Source organism: Pseudidiomarina gelatinasegens (assembly GCF_004025325.1).
Lineage (GTDB): Bacteria > Pseudomonadota > Gammaproteobacteria > Enterobacterales > Alteromonadaceae > Pseudidiomarina > Pseudidiomarina gelatinasegens.
The window spans coordinates 307,030-334,019 of record NZ_RSFE01000001.1 but is presented as its reverse complement, the minus strand read 5'-3'; the positions used below and the strand labels follow the sequence as shown (position 1 = coordinate 334,019).

Here is a 26,990-nt window from a genome sequence, read left to right as displayed (position 1 = left end):
TTCCCATAACAATTATAAAAGATTGGGGCGGGGGCATGCGCATAATTCAGGTGGATCAACAAGCCAAAGCTGTGGTGAATTTGGTGCTTGGGGCAGCATTATTTATCGCAGCTTTTGTGATCTTGCTGTATCGATTGTTTGAACCGACTCAACTGCAGGTTTACCATTCGTTAAGCTCTTCTTTATTAATTGCAGCCTGTGCCAACGGTATTGCCTTATTAACCTACGATTTAAATAGTCAACGTGAATGGAAGCCTGCCGTGTCGCGGGTGTTCGCGGTACTCGCCATTATTGCTTCAGCCGATGGTATGGCTGGCAACTTGTTTGATAGTTTTGATGCCCAGATTCACCCAAGCCTTTACATTGCGAGCGGCATAGCTGGTTTGTGGATGTCGTTGCGTTTACGTGCGCACTGGGCCATTCGCGCTCAACGCATTATTGCTGGCATTGCGGCACTGGCGCTGGCGGTGGTGCTGTTGATGCATTTTGTGATGGAAACGCCACTGCTGGCACGTCACCCTTCCGGTAGCCTGGTTGCCGGCGCATTGGTGCTGATTACAATGATTGCGCTGTGGAACCTAAGTACCGCCAGCGAGCAAGAACTGCCGTGTGTGAGTATGTTAACCACGTCCATTGCTTTGGTGGGTTTGTTGGTTTCTACCAGTATCGGTGTGGTGCTGTTTCATAATGAAATGAATGAGCTGCGTGACCGTGGCGAAGAGGCGGCGGTTAACTTGAATATTGCGCGCCGTGCGGCGGGCAACGAGCATGTGAGCACCTTGAAGCGCTTAGCTGAGCGCTGGGAAAACTATCCCGATAGCATTCACAACAGTTTAATGGAATTGGACATGAACGCGTTTTTGCGTGATGTCGATTTCTTAGAAAGTATTATTTTGCGACGCGGCACCGAGCTTATGTGGGAACGTTCGCGCGATCAAGACACCTCGTTCAAAGAAATGTACCAAAACGATGGCTACGTGCAGCAGCAGTTTGATCCGTTGCGCAAAGAAGAGGTGCAAATGCTGGTTGCGTCACGCTCGAACACCGAGGATGGCGCCCGGGTTTATATTCATATTCCGATAGATTTTAAAGACGACAATTACGAGAAGGGCTACTGGGGTATTCTGGCGGTTATGAATGTACCGCAAATGCTCAGCAACCAAGCACTTACGTACCGTTCACCTATTTATACCTACACCGCAATATCTAATGGCATGTTGCTTGATCAACACGGCCATTGGGTAACCAGCCCAACTTTGGACTACCTGCACAATCATGCGCTGTTTTTGTATGAGAGCTCACTAGAAACTGAGTTCACTACCGGCACGCCAATTTATTCGTACATGTATGACTTGCAAGAAATGCAGGCGCGCGCCAATTTGCAGATTCTGGTTACCTTGGCAGGTATCGCCATTGTGCTATTTATGGCGCTAACCATTGAACGTAACCGCGAGTTGGTGGTGCAGGGGCGGCAATTGCGCTTCCAGGCTGAACACGACGCTTTAACCGGCTTGTACAACCGCACCACCATTGAACACATGATTGCCGACCGTTTCCATAAACAGCGTGACTTAACCGCCATGTTTATTGATCTGGATGGCTTTACGCTGATTAATGACAGCTTGGGCTTGCAAGTGGGTGACCGCTTACTTCAGGTACTGGCGCAGCGCTTAACAAATATTATTGGCAAGCGCGGCATGTTGGCCCGTTTCGGTGGCGATGAGTTCTTAATCGTGATGCAAAAAATGCAGGACGATGAAGAAGGCCTGGCGGAAATTACCAGCAAAATATTGAGCGCCGTGGCGCAGCCGTACCGCATTATGCACCACAAGATTTACCTGACAGCCAGTATTGGTGTGGCGCATCAAACCGAAGACCAGTATGCGCCGTTGGAGCTGATTCAGCGCGCAGATATGGCCATGCATCAAGCCAAACGCCAGGGCCATAACCACGTACAGATTTATCAGGACAGTATGAGCCTGCAGTTTAAGTCATCGGCGGCGATGCGCTCGAGCTTGCAAGAGGCCATTGAGAAGAACCAGTTGACGCTGCATTATCAACCGATTGTGCGCTGTAACGACGGTGCCACGGTTGGCTACGAGGCCTTATTGCGCTGGGAGCGCGAGCCGGGTCGGTTTATCTCGCCAACCGAATTTATTCCATTGGCCGAAATGACCGGACAGATTATTCCGTTAAGCGAGTGGGTATTCCGTCGGGCTTGTGAAGCCGCGGTAACTCTACAAGAACACGGGCCGTGTAAAGTGGCGGTGAACTTGTCGACGCTGCACTTTAATCGCACTGAATTCACGCCGTTTTTGGAGCAGACGCTGGAAGAAACCGGCTGTAATCCGGAGTGGCTTGAACTTGAGCTTACTGAAAGCATCCTGATGGAAAACACGGACTATGCGGTTGAGGTTCTGCAGAACCTGCGCGATAAGAAAATCAGTATTTCCTTGGATGACTTTGGTACTGGCTTCTCGTCACTGAGTTATTTGAAGCGCTTGCCGGTGGATAAAGTCAAAATTGACCGCAGCTTTATTGCTGGCATTCGTACGCATCGATCAGACCGCGTATTGATTGGCTCGGTGATCAAGATTGCGCAAAGCCTGAACTTCGCGGTAGTCGCCGAAGGTGTCGAAACGCCGCAGCAAGCTGAGTTTGTCACTGAATTGGGGTGCAACTACATGCAGGGCTTCTATTTCGGGCGGCCAATGCCGTTGGAAGAGCTCTAGCCGATTAATTGAGCCATTGTGTAAATCCTTTGTTAATAGCGATCTTTTGAACTATTAATTACATACACTTATGCATGTAATTAACAATCTAAAGGACGCTTGGATGTCATTTCCCTTATTGTTAAGCATTGTGGTGCTGCTGTGGCTGCTGTTGGTGGCCGGTGGCGCCTTCGAAGCTTTACGCCATAAGCTGCTGTTGCGTTCCATCCCAGTACGCGTGCATGTGAACGGTACCCGCGGTAAAACCAGTGTCACCCGTCTTATTGCCGCCGGCCTACGTGGCGGTGGCAAACGCGTGTGCGCCAAAACCACCGGCTCAGCAGCGGCCATGACCGACCCCGAAGGCCGTGAATTTCCTATCTACCGCATCAGCGGTGCCAACATCATTGAGCAAATGCGCATGCTCAAACGCATGGCCACGTTAAAGCCTGAAATTGTGGTGGTGGAATGCATGGCGCTGCAACCGCATTACCAAAGTTTAAGTGAATTACGCATGGTGCGCTCCACCGTGGGGGTGATTACCAATGCCCGCGCCGATCACCTCGACGTAATGGGGCCCGGTGAGCGCGATGTGGCATTGGCATTAGCGGGCAGCACACCGGTGCGCGGTGATTTGTTTACCGCCGAGCGCGATTTGTTGGACGTGTTTCAGGAGTCGTGCCAAGACCGACGCAGCACCCTGCACGGCGTAACTGAAGATGAAGTTGCCGCGATTCCCGATACCGTAATAGGCCAATTCAAATACGCCGAACATGCTGAGAACATCGCCTTGGCGTTGAACGTGTGTGAGTTCTTGGGTGTGAGCCGCGAAGATGCCTTGCAAGGCATGCTGACCCTGGAGCCCGAAGCAGGCGCAATGCAGGTTTTGCATGTGCGCTACTTTGAACGTGAGTTGGTGTTTGTGAATGCCTTTGCTGCCAACGACCCGGAGTCGACCGGGCGCATTTGGGAAACCATGCTGAAAAAGCACGGTGAGGGTCGCCGTTCAATCATGCTGATTAACTGCCGCGCGGACCGGCCACACCGCTCGCAACAAATGGCGGAAGCGGTGGCACAATGGACTCCCGGCAGTAAAGTTATCTTGATGGGCTCCGGCACCTTTATTTTTGTGCGTGAGGCCATGAAGTATGGCCTTGACCCGGACACCTTACTTGTTATGGAAGGCGCCCACATGACCGAAATCACTGAAGTGCTGCTGGAACAGTCGCAGGGTAACGCGCTGATTGTTGGCATGTGCAATATTCATGGCGGAGGCGAAGAAGTCGCTCGCTTTTTCCAAAACCGCGCAATTGAAGAGGAAGACGTATGATAGCGCTCAATATTCTAGCCGTAGCCATTGGCATCGGGCTGTTTTTTACGCTGTTACTGACCCAAACCCTGGGGCTGGCGGCGGGTGGTTTGGTGGTACCCGGTTATGTGGCGCTGCAGCTGACCGATCCGTTAAGCCTGACGCTGACCTTAGTGGCCGCCTTTGTCACCTATCTGATTGTGAAAATTGTATCCAGTTTCGTGATTGTGTATGGCCGTCGCCAAACCATCATCATGATTTTAACCGGCTACATTATCGCAGGCTTGTTCGATTTGTTTGTTGGCAATTTAGTGAATTGGACCGACTTGCAAATGATAGCTGGTGCCGATGAGGCGCAAGCTCAAGTGCAGGCGCTGGAGTCGAGCTTCATGATGTCGGTAATGGAAAGCAGCATTATTGGCTACATTATTCCGGGCTTAATTGCCATTTGGTTTGAGCGCCAGGGGGTGCTGCAAACCTTGTGTGGTTTAGCCGTTACCGCGGTGTTGGTACGTTTGGCATTGATTGTGATCATGCCAGAGTCACTGCACATGTACGAAGCGAGCCGCGCGTTTGAAATGCCGGGCTGGTAAGAAACGCCAACAGGAGTAGATAGTGGTATGAGTAAATTTACGAAGATTTATTGGCGCTCATCAGGTGTACCCTTGTGGGGTCAGGTATTTTTGATTGCATTGGCGCTGTTGGCGATGGTGTTGGCCGAGAATTTGCGCCAGCGCGATCCGGTGGTGGATGACAACTATGCCACCATGGTGAACGCCGCCAAAATAATGCGCGACGGCATGGATGTGTTGAAACCGATGCGTGCGCAAATGGCACCGATTAATCCTGAATTTGACCCGCAGCGGTCAGGTTTGGTGGGTTTAGAAAACTCGATAATTACCACCAACCAAGGTGGCCGCGAGTCGAAGCAAACCACCGTGAACCCGAACTGGGCTGCGGTGGCGGTGAAACTCATGGCAGATGCAGGTGTTGGCCGCGGTGATTTGGTTGCGGTGACTATTTCGGGCTCGTTCCCTGCGATGAACTTAGCCGTTTATTCGGCTCTTGAGGCGCTGGAAGCCGATGCGGTGATTATTGCTTCGGCGTCGTCGTCACAGTGGGGCGCGAACGTGCCCGGTTTCAGTTGGCTGGACATGGAACGCGCTTTGCGTGACGCCGGCGTGTTGTCGCTAAAACCGATTTATGCCTCGTTGGGCGGCATTGAAGACCGCGGTATTGGTATTTCGGAAGAGGGCATTGCGTCACTGCGTAATTCAATTGAACGCGCCGATTTGAATGTGATTGAGCCTGCGAACTATCAAGAAGCTGTGGCGGACAGAATTGCGATATTCCGCGAGTATTCAGCGGACCGCAGCTACAAAGCTTTTGTGAACGTGGGCGGTGGTGCGACCATTGTTGGCCCGCCAGGTATTGATGATATGTTCAAATCAGGCTTACAAAAAGATGCCCCAGCCCGTGCTTTTGCGGTAGACACCGTGATGGGTTATTTCTTACAAGAAGAGATACCCGGCGTGCATTTCATTGGTATAAAGAACTTGGCGAATCGTTACGGATTACCGATTGCACCGGTTGAGCCTGTGCCCGTGGGTAACGGCGGCATTTACTCGTCTACTGTGTATAACCGCTGGTTGGCGTTAGCACTTGGCCTTGGCCTGTTCGGCATGACCTGGCTGATTGTGCGTTCAGCACGCATCACCAGTATCTTTAATCGCGCCGGCAATCACGGCAAAATCACCAAACCAATGGTCTGACGAACTACAAAGGCGATATTAGCCGTTCGATATTAGATATTCGCAAAACAAAAAGGCACCTCGCGGTGCCTTTCTAATGTCTAATGGCTAATATCGTACTTGCAGTTAGAAGCTATACATCGCCATAAACTGCAGGCGGGTTAAATCGCCTTCTTGATCGGATTCGTTTTCACGTTGTGCCAGCGACAATTCGCCACCGAAGGTTAGCTTTTTATCTACCGAATGCATCACGTTGAAGCCGATGCGTTGGGTGAATTCAGTGGCTAATGAACCTTCCAGGTTGTCGGTATTGTCGGCCCAGCCGCGGCTGTACACGATGTTCGAACGGGTTTTGTCGGTCCAGTTGTGACGGTAAGCGAAAGTCACACCCATTACGTCCAACGTTTCAAGGCTGTTGTTTTGGTCAACATACGCACCGTTGAAGGTGTTTAAGCCCATGTAGCGGCCGATACCTGAACCTGCGGTGAACGATGCACGAATGTCATTGCCGTTATCAAAGGCTAATTTACCGCCTAAAGTAACGCCGTAACCGGTTGCGGTTTCGTCGCTGCCGTCACTGTCGATGTCATAAGCCAATTGGCGTACTAAGCCTGCTACGCTGTAGCTGAAGTCGCCGCTTTTGCCTTTATATTTGGCGGTAAAGTCAGGCATGATGCCTTCGCCGGTGGCTGCACGCGATACGCCGCCGCTAACCGGATCAACCAAGCTCACAGTGGTTTCTGGGTTCTCGATAGAGAAGCTCCAGGCGCCGCTGCTGTAACGCACTTGTGGTTGACGCATAAACACCATACCGTCGGTTGCACCAACGAAGTCGACTGATTCAGGCAAGATGCTCAAGTCCTGGAAGTTTGACCAAGCTTGTCCAATCATCCAGTTCTTGTAGGTTAAGTAGGCTTGGCGCAAGCGTGGTGAATACGAGTTGGTGATACGCTCGTCGCCACTTGGTACGGTTAAGAAGTCGATTTCGATGTGACCGCTAATGTCTTCGCCGTTTTCAAGCTGTTGTTTTACGTCGAAGAAGAAGCGAGACTGACGGGCATGGAAGTCAGTAACTTGGTCGTCGCCTTGACCGCCAACTGGCGTTAAGCTAGGAATATAGAACTGACGACCGATGTTTTTGTCGGTACCAGAACCGGCCGAGCCGTCACCGTAATCAGAGATCATGGCGTCGAGTTTAACGTAACCGCTGAATGACCATTCTGGCCCTTCTGCGGCATGTGCGTTCGTGGCTAAGCCGCCTGCCAAGCTGGCAAGAACTGCACTGGCAACTAGCGATTTGGTTAGAGTTTTCTGCAACATTGCTGTGCTCCTGTTTTGTAAGACGTTGTTCGTTATTCGTCCGCTTCGCTGTTCGTCCGCTTGGCTGTTCGAATAGCGCGAAGCGCGGACGAACAGAGAGCAAAGCGAACGTACGAATGACGAAGCACGTAGTGTCTAAGCTTTTAACATGACGCGCTAATTATCAATCTAGACTATGGTCTAATGGCTTGATCGCGCGCAATAACTGAAGGTATAGGCATGAAAAACAAGAGCGATATTAGCTATTAGCTATTGGATATTAGCAAAACCCGAAAAACTGCTCTTCTTTCTCTAATATCCAATATCTAATAGCTAATATCGAACTCGCAGTTCACTAGGAGGTTCTATGCAACATGAAGTTTATAAAGTGCCGGCGGATGCGAAAGCGCGGGCGCATGTTGATAATGACAAGTATTTAGCCATGTATGCTCAGAGCGTGAAAGACCCGGAAGGTTTTTGGCGTGAGCAGGGTCAGCGTATCAGTTGGTTTAGTCCGTTCAGCAAGGTGAAGAACACCAGTTTTGCGCCGGGCAATGTAAGCATTAAATGGTTTGAAGATGGCACGTTGAATGCGTGCTACAACTGCGTTGATCGCCATTTGGCGGAGCGCGGCGATAAAACTGCGATTATTTGGGAAGGTGATGACCCAAGTGTTAGCGAAGAGATTAGTTACAAGCAGCTGCACCATGAAGTATCGCGGTTTGCGAATGGTTTGAAGAAACTTGGTGTGCAAAAGGGCGACCGGGTTGCGATTTATATGCCGATGGTGCCGGAAGCGGCTTACGCGATGTTGGCTTGTGCGCGTATTGGTGCAGTACATACTGTTATTTTTGGCGGCTTTTCGCCGAACGCAATTGCTGACCGCGTGAATGACTGCGGCGTGAAAGTTGTTGTGACCGCTGACGGCGGTCGTCGTGGCGGCAAAACCACGCCACTTAAGGCAAATGTTGATGAAGCTCTGCGTGGCGGGCGTTGTCCGACGGTTGAGCATGTGGTGGTGGCGAAAGTTATCCATGGCGAAACCGAGTGGGATGACAACCGTGATGTGGCGTGGGACCAACTGGTCAAAGACGTGCCAGCTGAGTGTCAGCCAGAAGTGATGAACGCGGAAGACCCATTATTCATTTTGTATACCTCAGGTTCGACTGGTAAGCCGAAAGGCGTGTTGCATACTACCGGTGGCTACATGGTGTATGCGTCGATGACGCACGAACTGGTATTTGATTACCACGAAGACGATGTGTATTGGTGTGCAGCCGATGTGGGTTGGATTACCGGGCACAGCTACATTGTTTACGGGCCACTGGCGAACGGCGCAACGACGTTAATTTTTGAAGGGTTGCCAACCTATCCGGGTGTCGGCCGTATTGGTGAAGTGGTCGACAAACACAGCGTGAATATTTTGTACACGGCACCGACGGCAATTCGTGCGTTGATGGCAAAAGGCACTGCAGCGGCAGAAACTTCTACCCGTAAGTCATTGCGCACGCTGGGTTCAGTTGGCGAGCCGATCAACCCAGAAGCGTGGGAGTGGTACTACAAGGTGATTGGCGAGAGCCGTTGCCCAATTGTGGATACTTGGTGGCAAACTGAAACGGGCGGCATCATGATCACGCCACTGCCGGGTGCAACCGACTTGAAACCGGGTTCAGCGACGCGGCCATTCTTTGGGGTGCAGCCAGCCTTGGTGGATGCCGATGGCAATGAGCTTGAAGGCGCAGTTGATGGCAACTTGGTATTGAAAGATTCGTGGCCGGGGCAAATGCGTACGTTGTGGGGCGATCACGAGCGCTTTGAACAAACGTACTTTTCCGCTTACAAGAACATGTATTTCACCGGTGACGGTGCGCGCCGTGACGAAGACGGTTTTTTCTGGATTACTGGCCGTGTGGATGACGTGTTGAACGTTTCGGGTCACCGCTTAGGCACCGCGGAAATTGAATCGGTGCTGGTTGAGCATGCGAAGATTTCTGAAGCTGCAGTAGTAGGCTACCCGCATGACGTGAAGGGCCAAGGTATTTATGTGTATGTGTCAGCGATGGCCGGCACCGAAATTACCGACGAGCTGACCAAAGAAGTGCGCGACTGGGTGCGTAAAGAGTTAAGCCCAATTGCCACGCCAGACTTCATTCATTGGACAGTGGACTTGCCGAAAACACGTTCAGGCAAAATCATGCGTCGTATTTTGCGCAAGATAGCTGCCAATGAGTTTGAAAACTTAGGTGATACCTCTACGCTTGCGGATCCGTCTGTGGTAGATTCGTTAATAGAGAACCGCTTAAACAAGTAGAGCATGGCCAAATTTTTAATCGCTGATGATCACCCGTTGTTTCGCGAGGCGCTGCAAGGCGCGCTCGCGAATCATTATCCCGAGCTGGAATTACGTGAGGCTGGTGATCTTGACGCGACTTTGGCTGCTTTAAATGACGATGATGATCTTGATCTGCTGCTGCTTGACTTGCACATGCCAGGCAGCGGCGATTTATATGGTTTGATTCGTATCCGCGAAGACTTTCCCTTATTACCTGTTGCGATTATTTCAGGCTCAGAAGACCCTGCTGTTGTAGCTAAATGCATTGGTTTCGGTGCCTTGGGTTTTATTCCAAAGTCACTGCCTTCGGCTAAAATTGCGGAAGCCATAGATGTGATTTTGCAGGGCGACACCTGGGTGCCTGAAGAAATGCGCGGGCGCTTAGACAACCTGACCGATGAAGACCAACAACTTGCCAAAAAAGTGGCCGATTTAACCCCGCAACAATACCGCGTGCTGTATTTGCTGCACGAAGGTTTGCTCAACAAACAAATTGCCTACCAACTTAATATTACTGAAGCCACCGTGAAAGCACACATTACGGCGATATTCAGAAAGCTCGGCGTTTATAGCCGCACCCAAGCGGTGTTGCTGGCTGAGCGCCTGCAGTTAGAATCCAACCTGAGCTAACCCACTTAACTACACGACTGAAATATTCTGTTACAACATTTAAACAAAATTTGTTTATTTGTTAATGGGTTGTGTTAATTTCTTCTGCTGCGAATAGTGAATGTCGCACATACCTCATGGACAGAAGGAAGAGCAATGAAAACAATTATAAAAGCTCGATGGTCAACCTTGGCCATTGCCGTTGCTGCTGCATCAAGCGTTTCGGTAGCTGTCGCTCAAGAGTTTACTCGAGTTGACACCAACGCCGCAGTTACTGAACACCGAATCAATAAACAGTTATCGAAGATTCCAACGCGCATTGCAGATGAGCAAAAGGCGTTTACTGATACAAGACGATATTTGATAGAGTTTGTCGAGCCGCCAGTAGCTACTTATAAGGGTGGTATTGCGGGATTTGTTGCAACATCAGCTGCAGCCAGCGGCGCAGAGCGTTTAGACCTGAAAGCTAAACCCGTACAAACTTACGCTGGGTATCTTAACAAACGTCAAGATACTGTATTGCGCGAAGTAACCCAACGTGTGCCTCAATTAACCGCAAAGTCGCATATGACGCTCGCGTTTAATGGAGCCGTGGTTGAATATGCCGGTGATGATTTGAAAGATAGATTACGAGGCATCCCGGGCATTAAGGCCGTACACGAAGATCACCTAATTTCAGTCAGCATGGATGCATCCAACGATTTAATTGGAAGCTCTGATGTTTGGCAGTTACTTGGGGGCCAAGATGCCGCCGGTAAAGGCATTAATGTTGCTGTGATTGATACGGGTATCGACTTTGATCATCCAATGTTTGCCGATAATGGGCATGATCGTCCAGACCTTGGTATTACTGATGATTTTTGCGCACTAAATACCGGTGTTTGTAATGACAAATTGATAGTGGCGAGAGCTTTCACGCCACCGAGTAACGTTGGCTCAAGCGAAACAGAGACGCCGCAAGACGTGGATGGTCATGGTAGTCATGTTGCCGGCACTGCCGTGGGTAACCCGACCAGTATTACGTATGATGGTGTAGCGGTGAATTTTTCGGGTGTTGCGCCGGGCGCGAACCTGATGGTTTATAAAGCGTTATACGTTACAACTGCAGGTACCGGCAGTGGCTCAAGTATAAGCTTAGCTGAAGCCTTAAACGCAGCGGCAGAAGATGGTGCTGACGTTATTAACAATTCTTGGGGTGGCGGTGCAGGTGGTAATCCAGCTACAAGCCCCTACGCAGCCATTATGAAGTCACTTGATGAAATGGGTGTTGTAACTGTTACCGCCGCTGGAAACGATGGACGTGCAGGTGCAGAAACTATCGGTTGTCCAGGTTGTGTTGAAGAAACCATTACAGTGGCAAGCACACAAACGGGTCGTACGTTTGGAAGTGCACTTGAGGTGACAGGTTTAGATGTAATAGACGCGCGAGTAGCCGAGGGTGATTTCACTATCAGCGAGGCAATTACGGCGGACTTATTGCCAGCATCTCAAGTTGATGCAGCTAATATTGAAGCCTGTAATGCGTTTGCTGCAGGAGCTTTTACGGGGCAAATTGCATTAGTTTCCCGCGGTACATGTGCATTTGAGCAAAAAGCTAATAATGTGCAAGCGGCCGGTGCTATCGGTTTGATTATATATAACAATGAGGCTGGCGCGTTTGGTGTTGATTTAGGTGTAGCCACGCTACCGACCGTGGCCATATTACAGGCAGATGGCCAGTTGATTGAAACGGACTGGGCGGTAGGAATGCAAGCTACGTTAAACCCTACGGTGGCGACTATCGATCAGGCAGTTGTAGATATCATGTCTGATTTCAGTTCGCGTGGGCCGAACGGCGATGCGAACATGCTGAAACCAGAGATTGCTGCGCCTGGGCATGGGATTTTGTCGGCAGCACCAGGTAAAAGCTATGCGATTCTAGATGGTACTTCAATGGCGAGCCCGCATGTAGCTGGAGCGGCAGCATTGGTTTTGGCACATAATCCTGAGCTTACACCTAAACAGGTCAAATCAGTGATGATGACCTCAGCTGCACTTACCGTGAAGAAAGAGGACGCGCTAACACCTGCAGACCCATTTGATGTGGGTGCTGGGCGTTTAGATTTACCGGCGGCTATTAATGTGGGCATGACCTTTGACAAGGCTTCATTTGCCGATAGCTGGTGCATGGTCGAATGCAGTTTCGAGCGCGTTATTACGAGCTTGGATGATGCTGAAACTACCTGGAACGTGTCGGTAAGTTTTGACGACCCTAATATTGTAGCGACATTCCCAGAAACAATAACTCTTGATGCCAATGGCTCTATTGATTTCAACCTTGAAATTCGTACTGAGATGGCTGCAGGCGATTGGCGTTTCGGAACACTGACGTTTACTGATGCAAGTGGCACTTATGTTGACGCAAATTTACCAATTGCGGTTTACAACGCACAGTCTGACTTGGAAAGCGGTGTAGCGGGTGCAGTAACTGCCGGTGAAATTGCAGCCAACAACGATATTACGCTGTCTGTAATTACGCGCATGGGAACCCTTCTTGGTGACGACGTTGAACTAACAGTACAACTTCCTACTGATGAAAATGTAGTCATCGCAGAGGATTCGTTGGTTTTAACAGAGCTTCGTACAACGACAACTGAGTCAGCATACGACGCTTCAACACGAACAATAACCTGGGTCGGTACGCAAACCAATGCCGATAATGTCAGTTTGGCGAATGCAACCTTTCCTTATGCGGGGTTAGGGTTCGACATGATTGGTGGTGCTACATATTCACTATGTACTACAGGTTGTGATGAAGCTGGCTGGGAACTTCCTATTGGCGCAATAGGCAGCGGTTGGCTTTATGAAGGCCAAAGCGTTGATACGATTGCTTTTACATCGAATGGCGTTATGACTGTTGGTGGCTATCAGGGCACATTCCCTGTTCCTGCACGTTTACCCAGTGAAGATGCACCAAGTGGGGTTATTGCACCATTTTGGAGCGACTTCATGTTCATGACCGGTGAGGGTGAAATTCGCTATGACATTATTAGTGACGGTATTGATACCTACTTAATAATTGAGTGGTATAACGCTGCGGCATATTTTGATGCTACCTATGGTGATAACACTGGCACACGTTACACGTTCAATGCGTGGTTTAAGTTGGGTACCGACGAAGTATATTTCAATTACGTTGATGTAAACCAAGCAGAAATGCCTTATTGGGGAAGCGTTATTGGTGTTGAAAACCTTATGGGCACCGTAGGTGAAACTTACTTCATGGACGACGGCGCAGGCAATGTATCAGGCTCCTACCCAACCGACTTTGATTCATTATTGGTCAAAGTTGGGGCAAGCGATCGCGCTGAATTGCAGGTTGACATGAATCTGAACGTTAGCACCTTTGGTGATGTGTCTGCAGCGACGCAGACTGGCGCTCATAGTCAGCCTATAGCGATTGATTTGACGGACAGCATAGGTGATCCGAAACGCGACTTAATAACGTTAATTAATGTTACTAGCGGTGAGCAGTCCTATGACGCCTTTATACCCGTGGTGATAAAACCTGACGGAGATTTGAGTACTGAAGTTACCGCACAACCAGCAAACGGTTCAGTTGTGGTAGACGGTATGACGGCAACCTATACGCCAACCGCAGGCTGGGTTGGAAATGATAGCTTTACCTATCGAGTCACCGATGAAGCTGGTGCAACATCAACTGAGAATAGCATTGAAGTAACCGTAACAAATACGGCACCGGTTATTTCCGTTCGTGCGCCAAGCACTGTTTCGCCAGACACTATTGTGGTTCTGAATGCTGCTGGCACTACAGACGCTGAAGGCGATACTTTAACGTATCAATGGCAGTTTATTGGTGGGGCTACGGTATCGCTAAGCAACGCAAACACGGCTGCAGCAAGATTCATTGCACCGCGTGTTGACGAAGACTCCGAAGCGAATTTTTTATTAACGGTATCAGATGGCATCACGACCAGTCAGAAGACTGTAAAGGTTGCTATAACCGCTTATAAATCAAGCGGTTCATTCGGTTGGTTATTCACCTTGTTGGCGTTACCACTGGTGTGGTTACGTCGCCGCAAGGTGTAAATTAACAGGTTAAAAATTACAATTTTTTAAATTTTGTAATTCAATACAAAACGGCGATAGAATGCTTTATCGCCGTTTTTTTATTAAAGGATGTACCATGACGTATCCAACTATCGCAGCAGCCAGTCGTATTGCGCTTGCCGTAGCTGCGAGTTTTACGCTGATTCCTGCCGCGAATGCCCAACAAGTAGCCGGCGAACAAACCAACCCATCTGATATTCAAGTCACCGTGCATGAACGCACCGTGAAAGCGCCGCAGCGCAAAGTGCAGCAACCGGTTGCTGAAATGCGTGCCGTGCGCAACAGCAACGTGCAGCGTTATTTAATTCAATTACAAGAACCCAGTGTCGCGACCTATAAAGGCGGCATTGGTGATTATGTTGCCACCTCAGCCAAAGCGACTGGGCAAGAGCGCATGAGCATGAAGTCAGCGCCTGTGCGCGACTATGCGAGTTTTGTGGGTAAGCGTCAGCAACAGGTCATGGCGAGTATTCAAGATCGGGTGCCGGAAGTGGCACTCAAAGGCCAGCTAAATCTTACATTGAACGCGGTAATTGTTGAGTATGCTGGCGACGACTTGCCGCAACGGTTAAAAGGTGTGGCGGGCATCAAGTCAGTGCATGCCGACCGTGAAGTGTATGTGCAAACGGACACCTCCAATGCCTTGATTGAAGCGCCTGCGGTATGGCAACAACTCGGTGGCCAAGCCAGTGCTGGCGCTGGGGTGAATATTGCGATTATTGACACCGGTATTGACCCTGAACATCCGATGTTTCAAGACGCGGGGCACACGGCACCTGATGTTGGGGTTACCGATGACTATTGTGCGACCGAGCCAACGTTTTGTAATGACAAGCTGGCGGTGGCGCGTTACTTCGTGCCAGATGGCGCAGACCTTCACCCTGACGAATATGCCGATTCACCGGCCGACCTTGACGGCCACGGCACCCACGTAGCGGGAACGGCTGCGGGCAATCCGCTCAGCACCACCTTTAATGGCGTGGCTGTGAATTTCTCTGGCGTAGCGCCGGGTGCCAATATCTTTGCCTACAAAGCCTTGTGGGTGAATGCCGACGGCACCACCACCGGTTCTTCAATTAGCTTAGCGCAAGCGTTAGACGCGGCGGCAAAAGACGGCGCGGATGTGATTAACAACTCGTGGGGTAGCTTAGACAATGGCTTAGCCCCGTATGAAGCCGATATTGTGCGTGCCATTGACGAAATGGGCATTGTGAATATCGCGGCTGCTGGCAACGACGGGCCGGAAGAAAGCTCGATGGGCTGCCCGGCATGTATTGATGAAATGTTTGCGGTGGCGAACACCCAAACAGGGCGTGAATTTGCCACCTTTATGGAACATAGCGATTACACCGACGCGTTTTATGTGACCGTAGGTAGCGGCAACTTCACCATTTCCAGCGCAATTAGCGGCCCGTTTTTAACTGCCAAGCAAGAAGCGCCAACAAATGAACTGGCTTGCAGTGCGTTCAATGCCGGTACGTTTACGGATGCCATTGTGTTGGTACAACGCGGCACCTGTACCTTTGAAGAGAAAGCCAATAATTTGCAGGCCGCTGGCGCGAAAGCCATGGTGCTGTACAACAATGAAGCCGGTTTGTTGAGTATGGATTTGGCGGCTGCAACCTTGCCGAGCGTGTCCATTAGTCAAACCATTGGTAATCAGTTGCAGCAAGGCTGGTCAGCGGGTGAGCAGGTCACTATTAATGCGCCGGAGCAAACTATCAGTGCGGATTTACGTGACCGGCTGAGCGCGAGCAGTTCGCGTGGGCCGAACCGTGACAGCACTTTGTTGAAGCCGGAAATTGCGGCGCCAGGTACTAACATTCTTTCGGCGTATCCGGGGCAAAGCATTGCGTTGTTAAGCGGTACGTCTATGGCAAGCCCACATGTGGCTGGCGCGGCTGCGCTGTTACGTGCATTGAACCCAAGCTGGACTCATGATCAAATCAAGTCGGCATTAATGACATCAGCGGAAGTTAACATTCGCCAGGATGACAGTGACGAATTAGCCACACCGCACCAAATTGGTGCCGGGCGTATTGATGTCGCAGCAGCAGCGGATACGGGCATTACCTTTAGTCGCGCTTCGTTAAATGACAATGCTTGCATAGGTACCTGTACGTTTGAGCGCACGGTCACCAATGTCAGCAACAGTTCGCGTACCTGGCAACTGAGCATGAGCTTTGATGATGCCAATATGACAGCAGACTTTCCGAGTTCGCTGACGTTGGCGGCTAACGAAAGCAAAGTATTAAGCATAACGGTCAATACAGCGTTTGCGGCTGAAGGTTGGCAATATGGTCGCCTTACGCTATCTGACAGCAGCGGCACCTTTGTTGATGCGAAGCTGCCGGTGGCGGTTTATACCTCGCTTTCGGACAACACCAGTATTATTTCAGGTGCTGTGGCCTCCGGTGAAGTTGTTGCCGGCGAACCCATGCAGTTGCAATTGCGCGGCGCACTTGGTTTTACCGGTAACCCGACGGACTTCAGTGTGGCCTTGCCAACCGATGCTGCCTTTGCGGTGGATTACGATGCCATTGATGTGACCTTAACGCGCAGCGACCAGCTAAGCTACAGTGCCAATCAAGACACCGGCATGTTGCTGTGGCAGGGCAACCAAAACGATGTGCCGGATACGGTTTCGGTAACCGACGCGCCGGGCTTTGCCTTTGCCGGTATGAGCTTAGACGATGTGGCCACCAGCAAAGATATTACTATCAGTAGTGTTTGCGCCGAAGGTTGTGATGACTTGGTTGCTGAAATTGAATTAGAAGGTGATGGCGCATTCTGGCAATTTGACGGTGCCGATCGCCGCGTGTTCTCAATGTGGAGCAATGGCTTGGTTGAAATGGGGCCGAGCCGTGCACTGCTTACCGCAAGCGCTACGGCACTGCCTGATGAAGCCGAGCCCAATGGCGTGATTGCGCCACTGTGGACGGACTTTGAGTTTGTAAATGGCGACGGCGAAATGCGTTACGCGCTGGTTACGGAAGGTTCAGATACTTTCTTGGTGCTGGAATGGTTGCGGGCCCGCAGCTGGGTGGCACCGGGTGAAGTGGACGACGGTTCGCGTTATACCTTCAATGTGTGGTTCCGCCTGAATAGTAACGAAGCATTCTTTAATTACGTGGATGTTAGTGACGGCGGTGGCCCTGTTTATGCCACCACGGTTGGCTTGGAAAACATGCGTGGCACCGTGGGTGAAACTTACTATTACTCAGACACTGCAACCGGTGTTTACCCGGCCAACGGGCAGGCACTTGCGGCCAGCTTCACATACGGTGAACGGGCTGCGGTGGTATTTGATGTGCCAGCAACCGTGCAAGACTTTGGCGCGCTGAGCAACGTAAGTGTGGCAGGGAGCACGGGCCGCGCAACGACCGTTGACTTTACTCAACAAACCGAGCAATTGGGCCGCGATTTTGTGGTGTTGATGCAGGTTAGCAGTGTCGAGAACGGCGTGGGCGTGGAATACGATGCCCAGTTGCCTATTTTGGCTGCACCGCAGGGTGCCTTGTCAGGAACTGTGGTAAGTGCACCGAGCAATGGTACTGCCAGCTTTGACGGATTAACGGCAAGTTATACCCCTGACGACGGTTGGAGTGGTACCGATACCTTCACCGTGCAATTGGTGGATAGCGTGGGTGCAACATCTGCAACAGCTACGGTGACGGTTGAAGTGACTAACGAACCACCTGTTGTTTCGGTGTCATCACCGGGCTCTGTTAATTCGGGTGAGACGGTTCGCTTAGATGCTTCGGCAAGTACTGATGCAGATGGCGATGACTTGAGCTATCAATGGCGCGTGGTAAGTGGCGCTGGGGTGAGTTTGTCGGGCGCAACCACTGCTGTTGCAACCTTTACTGCACCGCAAGTGACCACTAACACTACCGTGCAAGTTGAAGTCACGGTGAGTGACGGTATTACCACCAGTTCAGAAACGGTATCTGTGACCGTAACGCCTGCGCCAGAGAAGAGCTCCGGCGGGGCATTGCAGTGGTTTATGTTGATGTTGGCGTTGCCATTAATTGGCCTACGTCGCCTTGCGTATTTTAATAGAAAACAATGAGGTGTTGTATGGTTAAGGGACTAAGTGCTATTGCTTTGTTGGTGCTGCTTAGCGGCTGTGTTGACGCCGAGCAGGTTGACGAAACGCAAGCGGACAATGTTGCACAGAATGGTGCATCAGCTGCTGAGCAAGCCATGGAACCGGCAGCTGCAGCAATGCGTAACGCGCGCATTGCTGCATTGGATAACCAAATCCGCACCATGGTTGGTATTCCACGGGCCGATTCTCTGGACCAGTGCAGGCTGGCGGAAGTCGGTAAACGCGCGTGCGGTGGGCCGGAATATTATATCGCCTATTCCACCCAAGTAACCGATGAACAGGCCATGCAAAAGCTGATCACTGAATACACACAGTTGCGTGTGGAGCACATACAAGCGACGCAAGAAATGAGTACCTGTGAAGTGATTCCGCGCCCGCAATTGACCATTGAAAATGGCATTTGTCGGGCAACGGCGCTGAGTAGAATGTAACGGTTACTGACGTTCCAGATATTTAAGTAAGGATTTAAGCGCGGCGGGCTTAACCGGCTTGGCTAAAAAGTGCAGGTTACGCTCGCGCGCTTGTTTTCGCACGTTGTCGTCGCGCATGGCGGTGACTAACGCTCCTGACAAACTTTCGCCCCAGTACTCCCGCAAAGCTGCAGCAAGGCTTAGGCCATCGTGATCATCGTCGCCCAGCTGATAGTCCAGTAAGATACCATCCGGCCGCGTATGGGTGCTGGCATACTCTAGCGCTGTGGCGCTGCTGGTGAACGTTTCCACGGTACATCCCCATTTTTCCAGCAAGGCGCGCAGTGCACTGAGGTTTTCCTGATCGTCGTCCACGCACACCATCACCAAACCTTGGTGCAAGTCGGCGGTGCTTGGCTGTTCGGGTTTGTCGTAAACTTGTGCTGGGCTGCCCAGCGGCACTTTTACCGAGAAACAACTGCCGGAGCCTTCCACGGTTTTTAAACGCAGTTCACAGTGCAGTTGTTCACTCATGCGTTTGGCCACGCTTAAGCCGAGGCCAACGCCTTCAGCGCGCGTATTGGAGCCGCGGTAAAAAGCGTCAAATACCCGGTGGCGTTGTTGTGAGGTAATACCAGGGCCCGTGTCCCACACCGCAATCAGTAAATGCTCACCGCGACTGCGCACGCCAAGTAAAACTTTCCCGTTATCACGATTGTATTTAACGGCATTGGACAGGAAGTTTTGAATTATACGCCGTAAATAAGTTGGGTCGGTGTACACCACACTGTCGTGCAATCGAGTTTTCAAACGAATGCCGCGTTGCTCAGCAAGCACGCTGTACTCGTGAATCAGTGGCTCAATGATGGTGCTTAAGCGTACATGCCGGAAGTTGGGCTGCAACGCACCTTGGTCCATTTTGGCAATTTGTAGCAGGGTACTTAGCAAGTGTTCGGTGGAGGCCAGGGCCGTATCGAGCTTGCTGGTTAGTTGCAAATTGTTAGGGTTAAGATTGGTTTCATCCATAGCGGACAAATACAGCCGCGCCGCATTCAGCGGCTGCAAAATATCATGACTGGCCAGTGCCAGGAAACGTGTTTTTGAAGCATTGGCTTCTTCGGCTTCTTGCTTGGCTTTTTTCAGTTCTACTTCTACTTTGCGGCGGCGCTCAATTTCTTCGGTCAGTTCGTTGTTAATTTCACGGATTTTCTTTTGGCGCACGTTAATGCGTTGTTCCAAGTCAATGTTGGATTCTTCCAGCGCTTGCTGGGTTTCCACGTGCTCGGTAATGTCGGTAAACGAGGTTACAAAGCCGCCATTGGGAAGTGGGTTACCCACCATCTCAATCACCCGACCATCGCCACGGCGCCGAATAAAGCGGTGGGGTGAGCCCATTTGCATGTGTTTTAAACGTTTCGCGACTAGCTCATCGATTTCGCCCGGCCCGCATTCGCCGCGTTCGGCGTTATAACGAATTAATGTGGCAATGGGCTGGCCCGGTTTAACCATGCCCTCGGGATAATTAAACAGGTCTAAATAGCGCTTATTCCATGCCACCAGACGCAGTTCAGCGTCGACTACCGAGATGCCTTGGGCTAAGTTTTCCAGCGAGCTGAACAATATTGATTGCTGCGTTTGCAGCGCTTGCGTGGTGTCATCAAAAAAGTGCACCACTTCTTCAAGGTGTAAGCGACGGTCGCGCAGGGCTGCTTCGACCAAAGAGCGCGCCGTTGCGGCACCCAACACGCCGGTTAGCACGCGCTCTACGTAGTCGATAAACTCCCGTGATGCGACATCTTCTTTGTTGGTGTGGCTGGTATCGTCACCTTGTGATTCGGCAAAATAGTCAATGAGCTGTGCGGTGCGCTGTTCGCCCACAAAGGTTTGCAGTAGCAGCATCATATCGCCGTTGGTGGCTTGATGATGGCGGCCAACGCTGTGCTCTTTTACGGTTGAGCGCGGCTTCACAAAAGCGGTGGCTTGAATGCGGTCGATTAAGCGAGGCTGCGCAAGTAACGAAAAGGCAATATAGAAGGCGGTGTTCACCGCCATGCTGATCACGGTACCTTGGGTAATAATGCTGGTGTCGTTGATGGTGTGGGGTAAGTACATGGGTACGGCTACGGCGAATAACCACGCAATTAAACCGGTTCCCAAGCCGACATACACGCCGCGAGCATGGCCACGGCGCCAATACAAGCCACCGAGCACGGCTGGTAATAACTGCAACACAACCGAAAACGCCAATAAGCCAATACTGACCAAGCCGGTGCCTGCGGCCCAGAAGTAATAACACAGGTAGCTGAGCAGCAAAATGATGGCGATTGCCACACGGCGGATCAGGAGCAGTCGTTTTTGGAAATCAGCCGGGAAGCGCGTTTGGCGTTGCAAAATGACCGGCATGATAACGTCGTTGGTCACCATGGTGCTGAGCGTTACTGAGGCGATAATGACCATGGCCGTTGCTGCCGAAAACCCGCCGATAAAGATAAACACCGCCAGCCATGTTTGGTCATGCAACAGCGGTAACCTTAACGCGTAGGTGTCGCCATCGAACCCATTGCCGAAAAATAGCCCGCCGCTTAGGGCGATGGGCACTATAGCTACGGCCACTAACACTAAATAGATTGGAAAGCCCCAACGCGCAGTTTTAAGGTGGCTGACATTCACGTTATCCACTACCGCAACGTGGAATTGCCGCGGTAAACACAAAATAACGCCGGCGGCCATAAAGGTTTGCACAATAAAATCAAACTCTGAGAACGCTTCCCAGCTCCACGCTTTATCGGTGGGGTGGGTTACTTGTTGCCACATGCTGGTGGGTGAGGCGTCATTAAATAATGAATAGGCGAATATGGCTGCTGCGATTAGCGCGAGTAATTTCACGGCCGATTCAAAGGCAATGGCTAAGATCATGCCGTTGCGATATTCGGTGACTTCAATATGGCGGGTACCGAATAACATGGCGAACACGGCCATGATACCGGCCGCTATTAATTCATTAATCGAAAACTGGGTGAGCGCCGAGGTGTTTTCGGTAAGTACAACAAAAGTAAGCCCGACCGCTTTTAATTGTAACGCAATGTAAGGAATTGTTGCCAGCGCAGCAATGAGGGTTACAAACAAAGCTAAGCGTTGGCGTTTACCGTAACGACTGGCAATAAAATCAGCGATTGAGGTGATGTTTTGTTGTTTAGAGACGCTAACGAGCTTTTCTAGCAACGGCAGTGCAAAAACAAATAATAAAAAAGGGCCAAGCAAGATAGGAATATAAGCCCAGCCATCGGTGGCGGCGTTCCCAACCGCACCGTAGTATGTCCAGCTGGTGCAATAAATAGCCAATGACATACTATAAATTATTGGTTTATAACTAATTTTATTCGCCAGCGAGTTTGGCTTATCGCCCCAGTGGGCAACGGCAAACAGCAAAGCGATGTAGGCCAGCGAGGCAAGGATAAGGAGCAAGGTCATTGGTTCGATACTGTTCACGTGTGGCTGATGAGGTTAGTTAAACGGAAACTTGCTTGAACCGCAAGAGCGTTATTGGATATTAGATATTAGATACGAGCGCTCACCCAATATCTAATATCTGATAACTATTAACGGCTAATCGTTACTTTAAAAATATGTTGTATATTTTTTCAGTTCAGAACTTTTATTTAACGGATAATCTTGTTAAAACAGTACAAGTGTAACATTTGGTTACACTTCGAGATGACAGATGTGGCCTGTTAGCGTACTCGATCGATCCGCTACGCATCTGACAACAAAGAATAATAAATCCATGGAGAATGACAGTATGAAACGTACTTTTTTTAGAAGTACAGTTGCCGCTGCTGCGGTTGCAACTGCTTTAGGCGTTGCAGCTCCATCAATGGCACAAGATGCGTCTAAGGGTTACTTGCAAGGTCAATCCGTTGACCAATCTGGTAAAGTGGTTACAGATGTTTCTGTAACAATTACTAACCTTGAAACGGGCTTGACTCGTAGCGTGGAAACGAATGCGAACGGTAACTTCCGTTTCCCATTGTTGCCACCCGGCGCTTACTCACTTAAAGCCGAAAAGCCAGGTTACGGTACGGTTGCAGAAGACCGTGTTGACGTTGGTGTTGCTGGTGCAACCACTATTAACCTAACCTTACCAACCACTGAACAGATGGAAACGTTGACCGTTCGTGGTTCAAGCGTTTCTATGATTGACACTTCGTCATCAGAGTCGCAGTTGGTTGTTACGCAAGACTTCCTTGAGAAGGTTCCAGTCCCGCGTGACATCGCTTCAGTCGCGCTATTGGCGCCAGGCACAACCAAAGGTGATTCATCGTTTGGTAATTTGACCTCTTTTGGTGGTGCTTCGGTTGGTGAAAACGTTTACTACGTGAACGGTTTGAACGTAACCAACTTCCGTAACGGTTTGGGTGGTTCTGAACTGCCTTTCGAAATGTATGAAACTTTCGAAGTTAAAACCGGTGGTTATTCTGCGGAATATGGCCGTTCAACGGGCGGTGTTGTTAACGTAACCACAAAATCAGGTTCTAACGAATTTGAAGCTGGCGCAAGCGTATATTGGGAGCCTGATGCACTTGCATCACAAGCACCTGACGTTATTTTAACTGAGCAAGCACAAATCGATCGTAACGGTAGCCCGTATTACATCGTTAACAGTGAAAATAACAGTGAAGAAGCGAACGTCAACGTTTGGGCAAGTGGTGCTCTGATTGAAGACAAGTTGTTCTTCTTCGGTTTGGTGAATCAGAAAAACCGTACCAGTGATTTCGCAACCGCGTCACAGTATTACGACCGCGAGTCGAGCGACTTGCTGTACGCTGCGAAATTAGATTGGTACATCACACCTGATCATATTCTAGAATTTACCGGTTGGAACAACTCAAGCGATTTAGACTCAAGCAAGTATATGTACGAAGTTGAGTCGGATACGCGTGGTGATTTGTACGGTGATTACATTCTGGAACGTGGCGGTAAATCATACGCGTTGCAGTATACTGGTATTTTGTCTGACGACTTCACCATGAGTGTGCTTTATGGCGTGAACGAGGCTAGTTACTCGAACGTTAACGCATCGGGCGACACGGTCGCAATTTATGCGAGCGGCTACTCAGGTCAGTTTACCAACTTCGGCTTGGCAACACCTTCTGAGCAAAACGATAAACGTACTGCTTACCGTATCGACTTTGACTGGTACCTTTCGTTAGACCATACGTTACGTTTCGGTATCGACTATGAAGATTTGGAAGCGGATGAGAACACAGCGCGTGCTGGCGGTGTCGCATACACCTACTACGGTTGTGATCCTGCTGCTCTGCAAGAAGACCGTTTAGCGGGTTGTACTGAAGTTGACGAGAATATTTATCGCAACTCTGGTTCGTTCGAAACGAAATCAAACGCATTCTATATCCAGGATACTTGGACAATTACTCCAGATATCACGGCGCGTATTGGTTTGCGTAACGAAACGTTCGAAAACTACAACAAAGCCGGTGAGAAATTCGTTGACGTATCTGATCAGTGGGCACCACGTGTGGGTGTGAGCTGGGATGTATTCGGCGATGGCACCACCAAAGCCTTTGCCAACTATGGTCGTTATTTCTTACCTGTTGCAACGAATACCAACATTCGTTTAGCAGGTGATGAGTACTACGTAGTTAGCACCTATGAAGTTGCGTCAATCAACCCTGATAATACGCCAGTATATGGTGATTTAACGGGTCGCGCAGTATACGCTGACGGTACTTTGAAAGGTACGGCTGAAACGGTTAACGCTGATCTTGACCCAATGTATCAAGACGAGTTTATTCTTGGCTTCGAAACCATGGTTAGCGAAGATTGGTCAGTTGGCGTGAAAACCAGCTATCGTGAGTTGGGTAGTTCATTGGAAGACGTGGCAATTGATGCGGGCTTCAATGAGTACTTACTCGATGAGTTTGGTTCTGAATGTACAATGTGTGCGAGTGGTTTCCACTACTACGTACTCACCAACCCAGGTAACGATGTAACGATTACAACTGACCCTGATGGTGACGCGGGCCCACTTGAGTACGCTCAGTACACGGTTCCAGGTTCTTACCTTGGCTACCCAGAAGCCGTACGTAAGTATGCTTCAGTAGACTTCTCAGTGAAGCGTGCGTTTGACGGTGTTTGGATGTTAGATGCAAACTACACATGGTCGCATAGCTGGGGTAACAACGAAGGTTTCGTTCGTTCAGATAACGGTCAGGATGATGCCGGTTTAACCACCAACTTTGACCAACCTGGATTGGTTGATGGCGCGTACGGTAATCTACCGAATGACCGTCGTCACATGGTTAAAATTCGCGGTGCTTACCAAGTTATCGAGAACTTAACCGTTGGTGCGAACTTCCGTTGGGAATCTGGTCGTCCAGTAAGTGCATTTGGCTTCCACCCAACTGATACCTATGCGTCTCTGTACGGTGCGGAATCGTTTGTTTATAACAACGAAATCACACCACGTGGCAGCTTTGGTCGTACTCCAAACAATTGGAGCCTCGATTTAACAGCGCGCTACGATATGCAGATTCAAGACACTGATGTAACTTTCCGTTTAGACGTGTTCAATGTGTTTGATAACGATCAGCACACTGAAGTAAACGAAGTTGCAGAACGTTTTGCTGGATACGAAGCTGTTGATTATGGTTATGGCATAATCGCACGCGGTCAACCAAATGAGTTTTATGGTTTACCAACTTCATTCCAAGCACCACGTTCAGTGCGCTTGAGTGCAGAAATTAAGTTTTAAGAAGTAACGACAAAGGCCGGAAACTGATAGGTTTCCGGCCTTTTATTTTTCGGCTCTATGAAGGAATAACACAAGTGGTTGAAACATACTCGCTTAATGACTTGCTGCTTGCAGTACGTCGCGGATCGCGTGCCGAGTCAGTCGCTATTTTGAATCATTTTATTGAAAACGAAGAGCCACTAGAAAGTGATTGGATAAAGTGTGCGGCGCTCGCATTACGTATTGGTGAAATCGATAAAGCTAAACAAGCAGCTGATTTGTATCGTGCTGTGATGCCAAAGACCTTACGCCATCTCATTAATTATTGCGGCGTTTATGCTGAAGCGGGCGACTTAAACCGCGTTTTAAAGCTTGTTGAACCACAGATTAAGAAAGATATTCAAGATCCAAATTTATTTCATTTAGCAGGAACTGTTGCCGCGCAATTGGGCCATCTGGATCGTGCTAAATATTATTTGATGCATGCGCTTCGTAAAGCGCCACAGTCTGGCATTACGTGGTTTACGCTAAGTAGTATTACTGACTTTAAAAAATACCCAGAGTTGCTCGAAAAGCTTGAACACGCATTCGCAACGATACCGGCCGCAGATGAAAAGAACCTGCAACAGTTTCATTACAGCCTAGGTAAAGCCTATGCTGATTTAGGGCGTTTTGAGGATTCGTACAACGCCTACACGCAAGGCGCAGCGATTATGCAACGTGCCAGCCGTTATTCCGTTGAAAACGACCAAGCTTTTATTGCTGACCTCATTGCCAACCATAGCGCTCAGGCGCTCGCACAGCTGCCACAAGCGAAAACTGGCCATAATAGGGCCGTGGCCCTGCTGGGGCTCCCTCGTAGCGGTACAACGCTGTTAGGGCAGATGCTGGCGAAGCATTCAAAAGTAAAAGGTGCGGCCGAGACCAATGCGATTGGCCACGCAAGTATGCATTTGCGCAATGAAAACTTCTCTGACTTTCCTGGTTTTATTGCACAACACGGCGACGCTCAGGGCGCTATTGACCATATTGCTGATGTGTATGCCCATGTGCTGAACCAGCAGTTCAGCGGTAACAATTTGGTAGTGGATAAAACCATTCAATTAAGCCGTCACTTTGGAATTTGGGCGCAGGCATTTCCGCAAGGGCGGGCTGTATATATTAAGCGCGCACCGGCCGATGTGGCGTGGTCGTGCTTTAAGAGTAACTTCCGCAGCCGTGCTGACTGGAGTTGGGATGCGTGTGATATTGCGGCCTACATGCAGCACGAAGAACAACTGATGAACCATTGGTTGGCGGTAATGGGCAATCGCATTCTAACGGTTAGCTATGAAGAGTTGTGCCATGAACCCGAGCGCGTGTTGCGTGACGTGTGTGCGCACATCGGGTTAGCGTATGAGCCGCACATGCTGCATTTTTACAAGGACAATGGGCCGGTGTTTACCTCAAGTGTGGGGCAGGTGCATGAGCCTATTCATCAAAAACGTATTGGGTTGGCGGCAAATTACCCCGAGTTTTTAGCGGCGTACGACCAATGTCGTATTTCCTAGATAGCTATATCCCGACTAGATTGCATAAGTGAATAAATCACTAAAAA

General features: G+C 50.0%; 13 protein-coding genes. 11 read left to right on the top strand and 2 right to left on the bottom strand.

What is annotated here, in order from left to right:
• Positions 1–35: 35 nt before the first annotated feature.
• The 4 genes from EGC76_RS01575 (at position 36) to pgsW (ending at position 5,792) form a co-directional block, all read left to right on the top strand.
• Positions 36–2,732 carry a putative bifunctional diguanylate cyclase/phosphodiesterase gene (locus tag EGC76_RS01575; protein ID WP_128351259.1) on the top strand — a complete coding sequence of 899 codons (2,697 nt, stop codon included), beginning with the start codon at positions 36–38 and terminating at the stop codon, positions 2,730–2,732.
• A 103-nt stretch (positions 2,733–2,835) separates the two neighbouring features.
• The gene (gene pgsB, locus EGC76_RS01570) at positions 2,836–4,041 is read left to right on the top strand and encodes a poly-gamma-glutamate synthase PgsB (protein ID WP_128351258.1); all 1,206 of its coding nucleotides are present in this window, start codon (positions 2,836–2,838) and stop codon (positions 4,039–4,041) included.
• Positions 4,038–4,613, top strand: coding sequence for a poly-gamma-glutamate biosynthesis protein PgsC (gene pgsC, locus EGC76_RS01565; RefSeq protein ID WP_128351257.1), 576 nt, complete (start codon positions 4,038–4,040; stop codon positions 4,611–4,613). Before pgsB ends, pgsC begins: the two co-directional genes overlap by 4 nt.
• 27 nt (positions 4,614–4,640) lie before the next feature.
• The gene (gene pgsW, locus EGC76_RS01560; RefSeq protein ID WP_128351256.1) at positions 4,641–5,792 is read left to right on the top strand and encodes a poly-gamma-glutamate system protein; all 1,152 of its coding nucleotides are present in this window, start codon (positions 4,641–4,643) and stop codon (positions 5,790–5,792) included.
• 105 nt (positions 5,793–5,897) lie between these two features.
• On the opposite strand, the gene EGC76_RS01555 is transcribed toward pgsW, so the two are convergent.
• Entirely contained in the window at positions 5,898–7,091 is a 1,194-nt protein-coding gene (locus tag EGC76_RS01555) for a DcaP family trimeric outer membrane transporter (protein ID WP_128351255.1), read from the bottom strand.
• A gap of 346 nt (positions 7,092–7,437) precedes the next feature.
• Between EGC76_RS01555 and acs the strand changes: the two genes are divergently transcribed.
• The 5 genes from acs to EGC76_RS01530 all read left to right on the top strand — a co-directional run bounded on the left by acs (position 7,438) and on the right by EGC76_RS01530 (position 18,663).
• Positions 7,438–9,381, top strand: a complete 1,944-nt coding sequence (acs, locus tag EGC76_RS01550; RefSeq protein WP_128351254.1) for an acetate--CoA ligase — start codon at positions 7,438–7,440, stop codon at positions 9,379–9,381.
• A 3-nt stretch (positions 9,382–9,384) separates the two neighbouring features.
• The gene (locus EGC76_RS01545) at positions 9,385–10,032 is read left to right on the top strand and encodes a response regulator transcription factor (RefSeq protein WP_128351253.1); all 648 of its coding nucleotides are present in this window, start codon (positions 9,385–9,387) and stop codon (positions 10,030–10,032) included.
• Between the two features lie 135 nt (positions 10,033–10,167).
• Positions 10,168–14,100, top strand: a complete 3,933-nt coding sequence (locus tag EGC76_RS12035) for a S8 family serine peptidase (protein WP_128351395.1) — start codon at positions 10,168–10,170, stop codon at positions 14,098–14,100.
• A gap of 97 nt (positions 14,101–14,197) precedes the next feature.
• Positions 14,198–18,193 (top strand): S8 family serine peptidase, encoded by a 3,996-nt coding sequence (locus tag EGC76_RS01535; protein ID WP_164876770.1) that lies wholly within the window; start codon positions 14,198–14,200, stop codon positions 18,191–18,193.
• A gap of 8 nt (positions 18,194–18,201) precedes the next feature.
• Positions 18,202–18,663 carry a hypothetical protein gene (locus EGC76_RS01530; protein ID WP_128351251.1) on the top strand — a complete coding sequence of 154 codons (462 nt, stop codon included), beginning with the start codon at positions 18,202–18,204 and terminating at the stop codon, positions 18,661–18,663.
• Between the two features lie 3 nt (positions 18,664–18,666).
• Here the strand turns inward: EGC76_RS01530 and EGC76_RS01525 are convergent, their stop codons facing one another.
• The gene (locus EGC76_RS01525; RefSeq protein WP_128351394.1) at positions 18,667–22,113 is read right to left on the bottom strand and encodes a PAS domain-containing hybrid sensor histidine kinase/response regulator; all 3,447 of its coding nucleotides are present in this window, start codon (positions 22,111–22,113) and stop codon (positions 18,667–18,669) included.
• Positions 22,114–22,441: 328 nt separating this feature from the next.
• Here EGC76_RS01525 and EGC76_RS01520 point away from each other — a divergent pair, with 328 nt between their 5' ends.
• Positions 22,442–25,414, top strand: coding sequence for a TonB-dependent receptor (locus tag EGC76_RS01520; protein ID WP_128351250.1), 2,973 nt, complete (start codon positions 22,442–22,444; stop codon positions 25,412–25,414).
• Between the two features lie 74 nt (positions 25,415–25,488).
• Positions 25,489–26,943 (top strand): tetratricopeptide repeat-containing sulfotransferase family protein, encoded by a 1,455-nt coding sequence (locus tag EGC76_RS01515; protein ID WP_128351249.1) that lies wholly within the window; start codon positions 25,489–25,491, stop codon positions 26,941–26,943.
• Positions 26,944–26,990 lie beyond the last annotated feature (47 nt).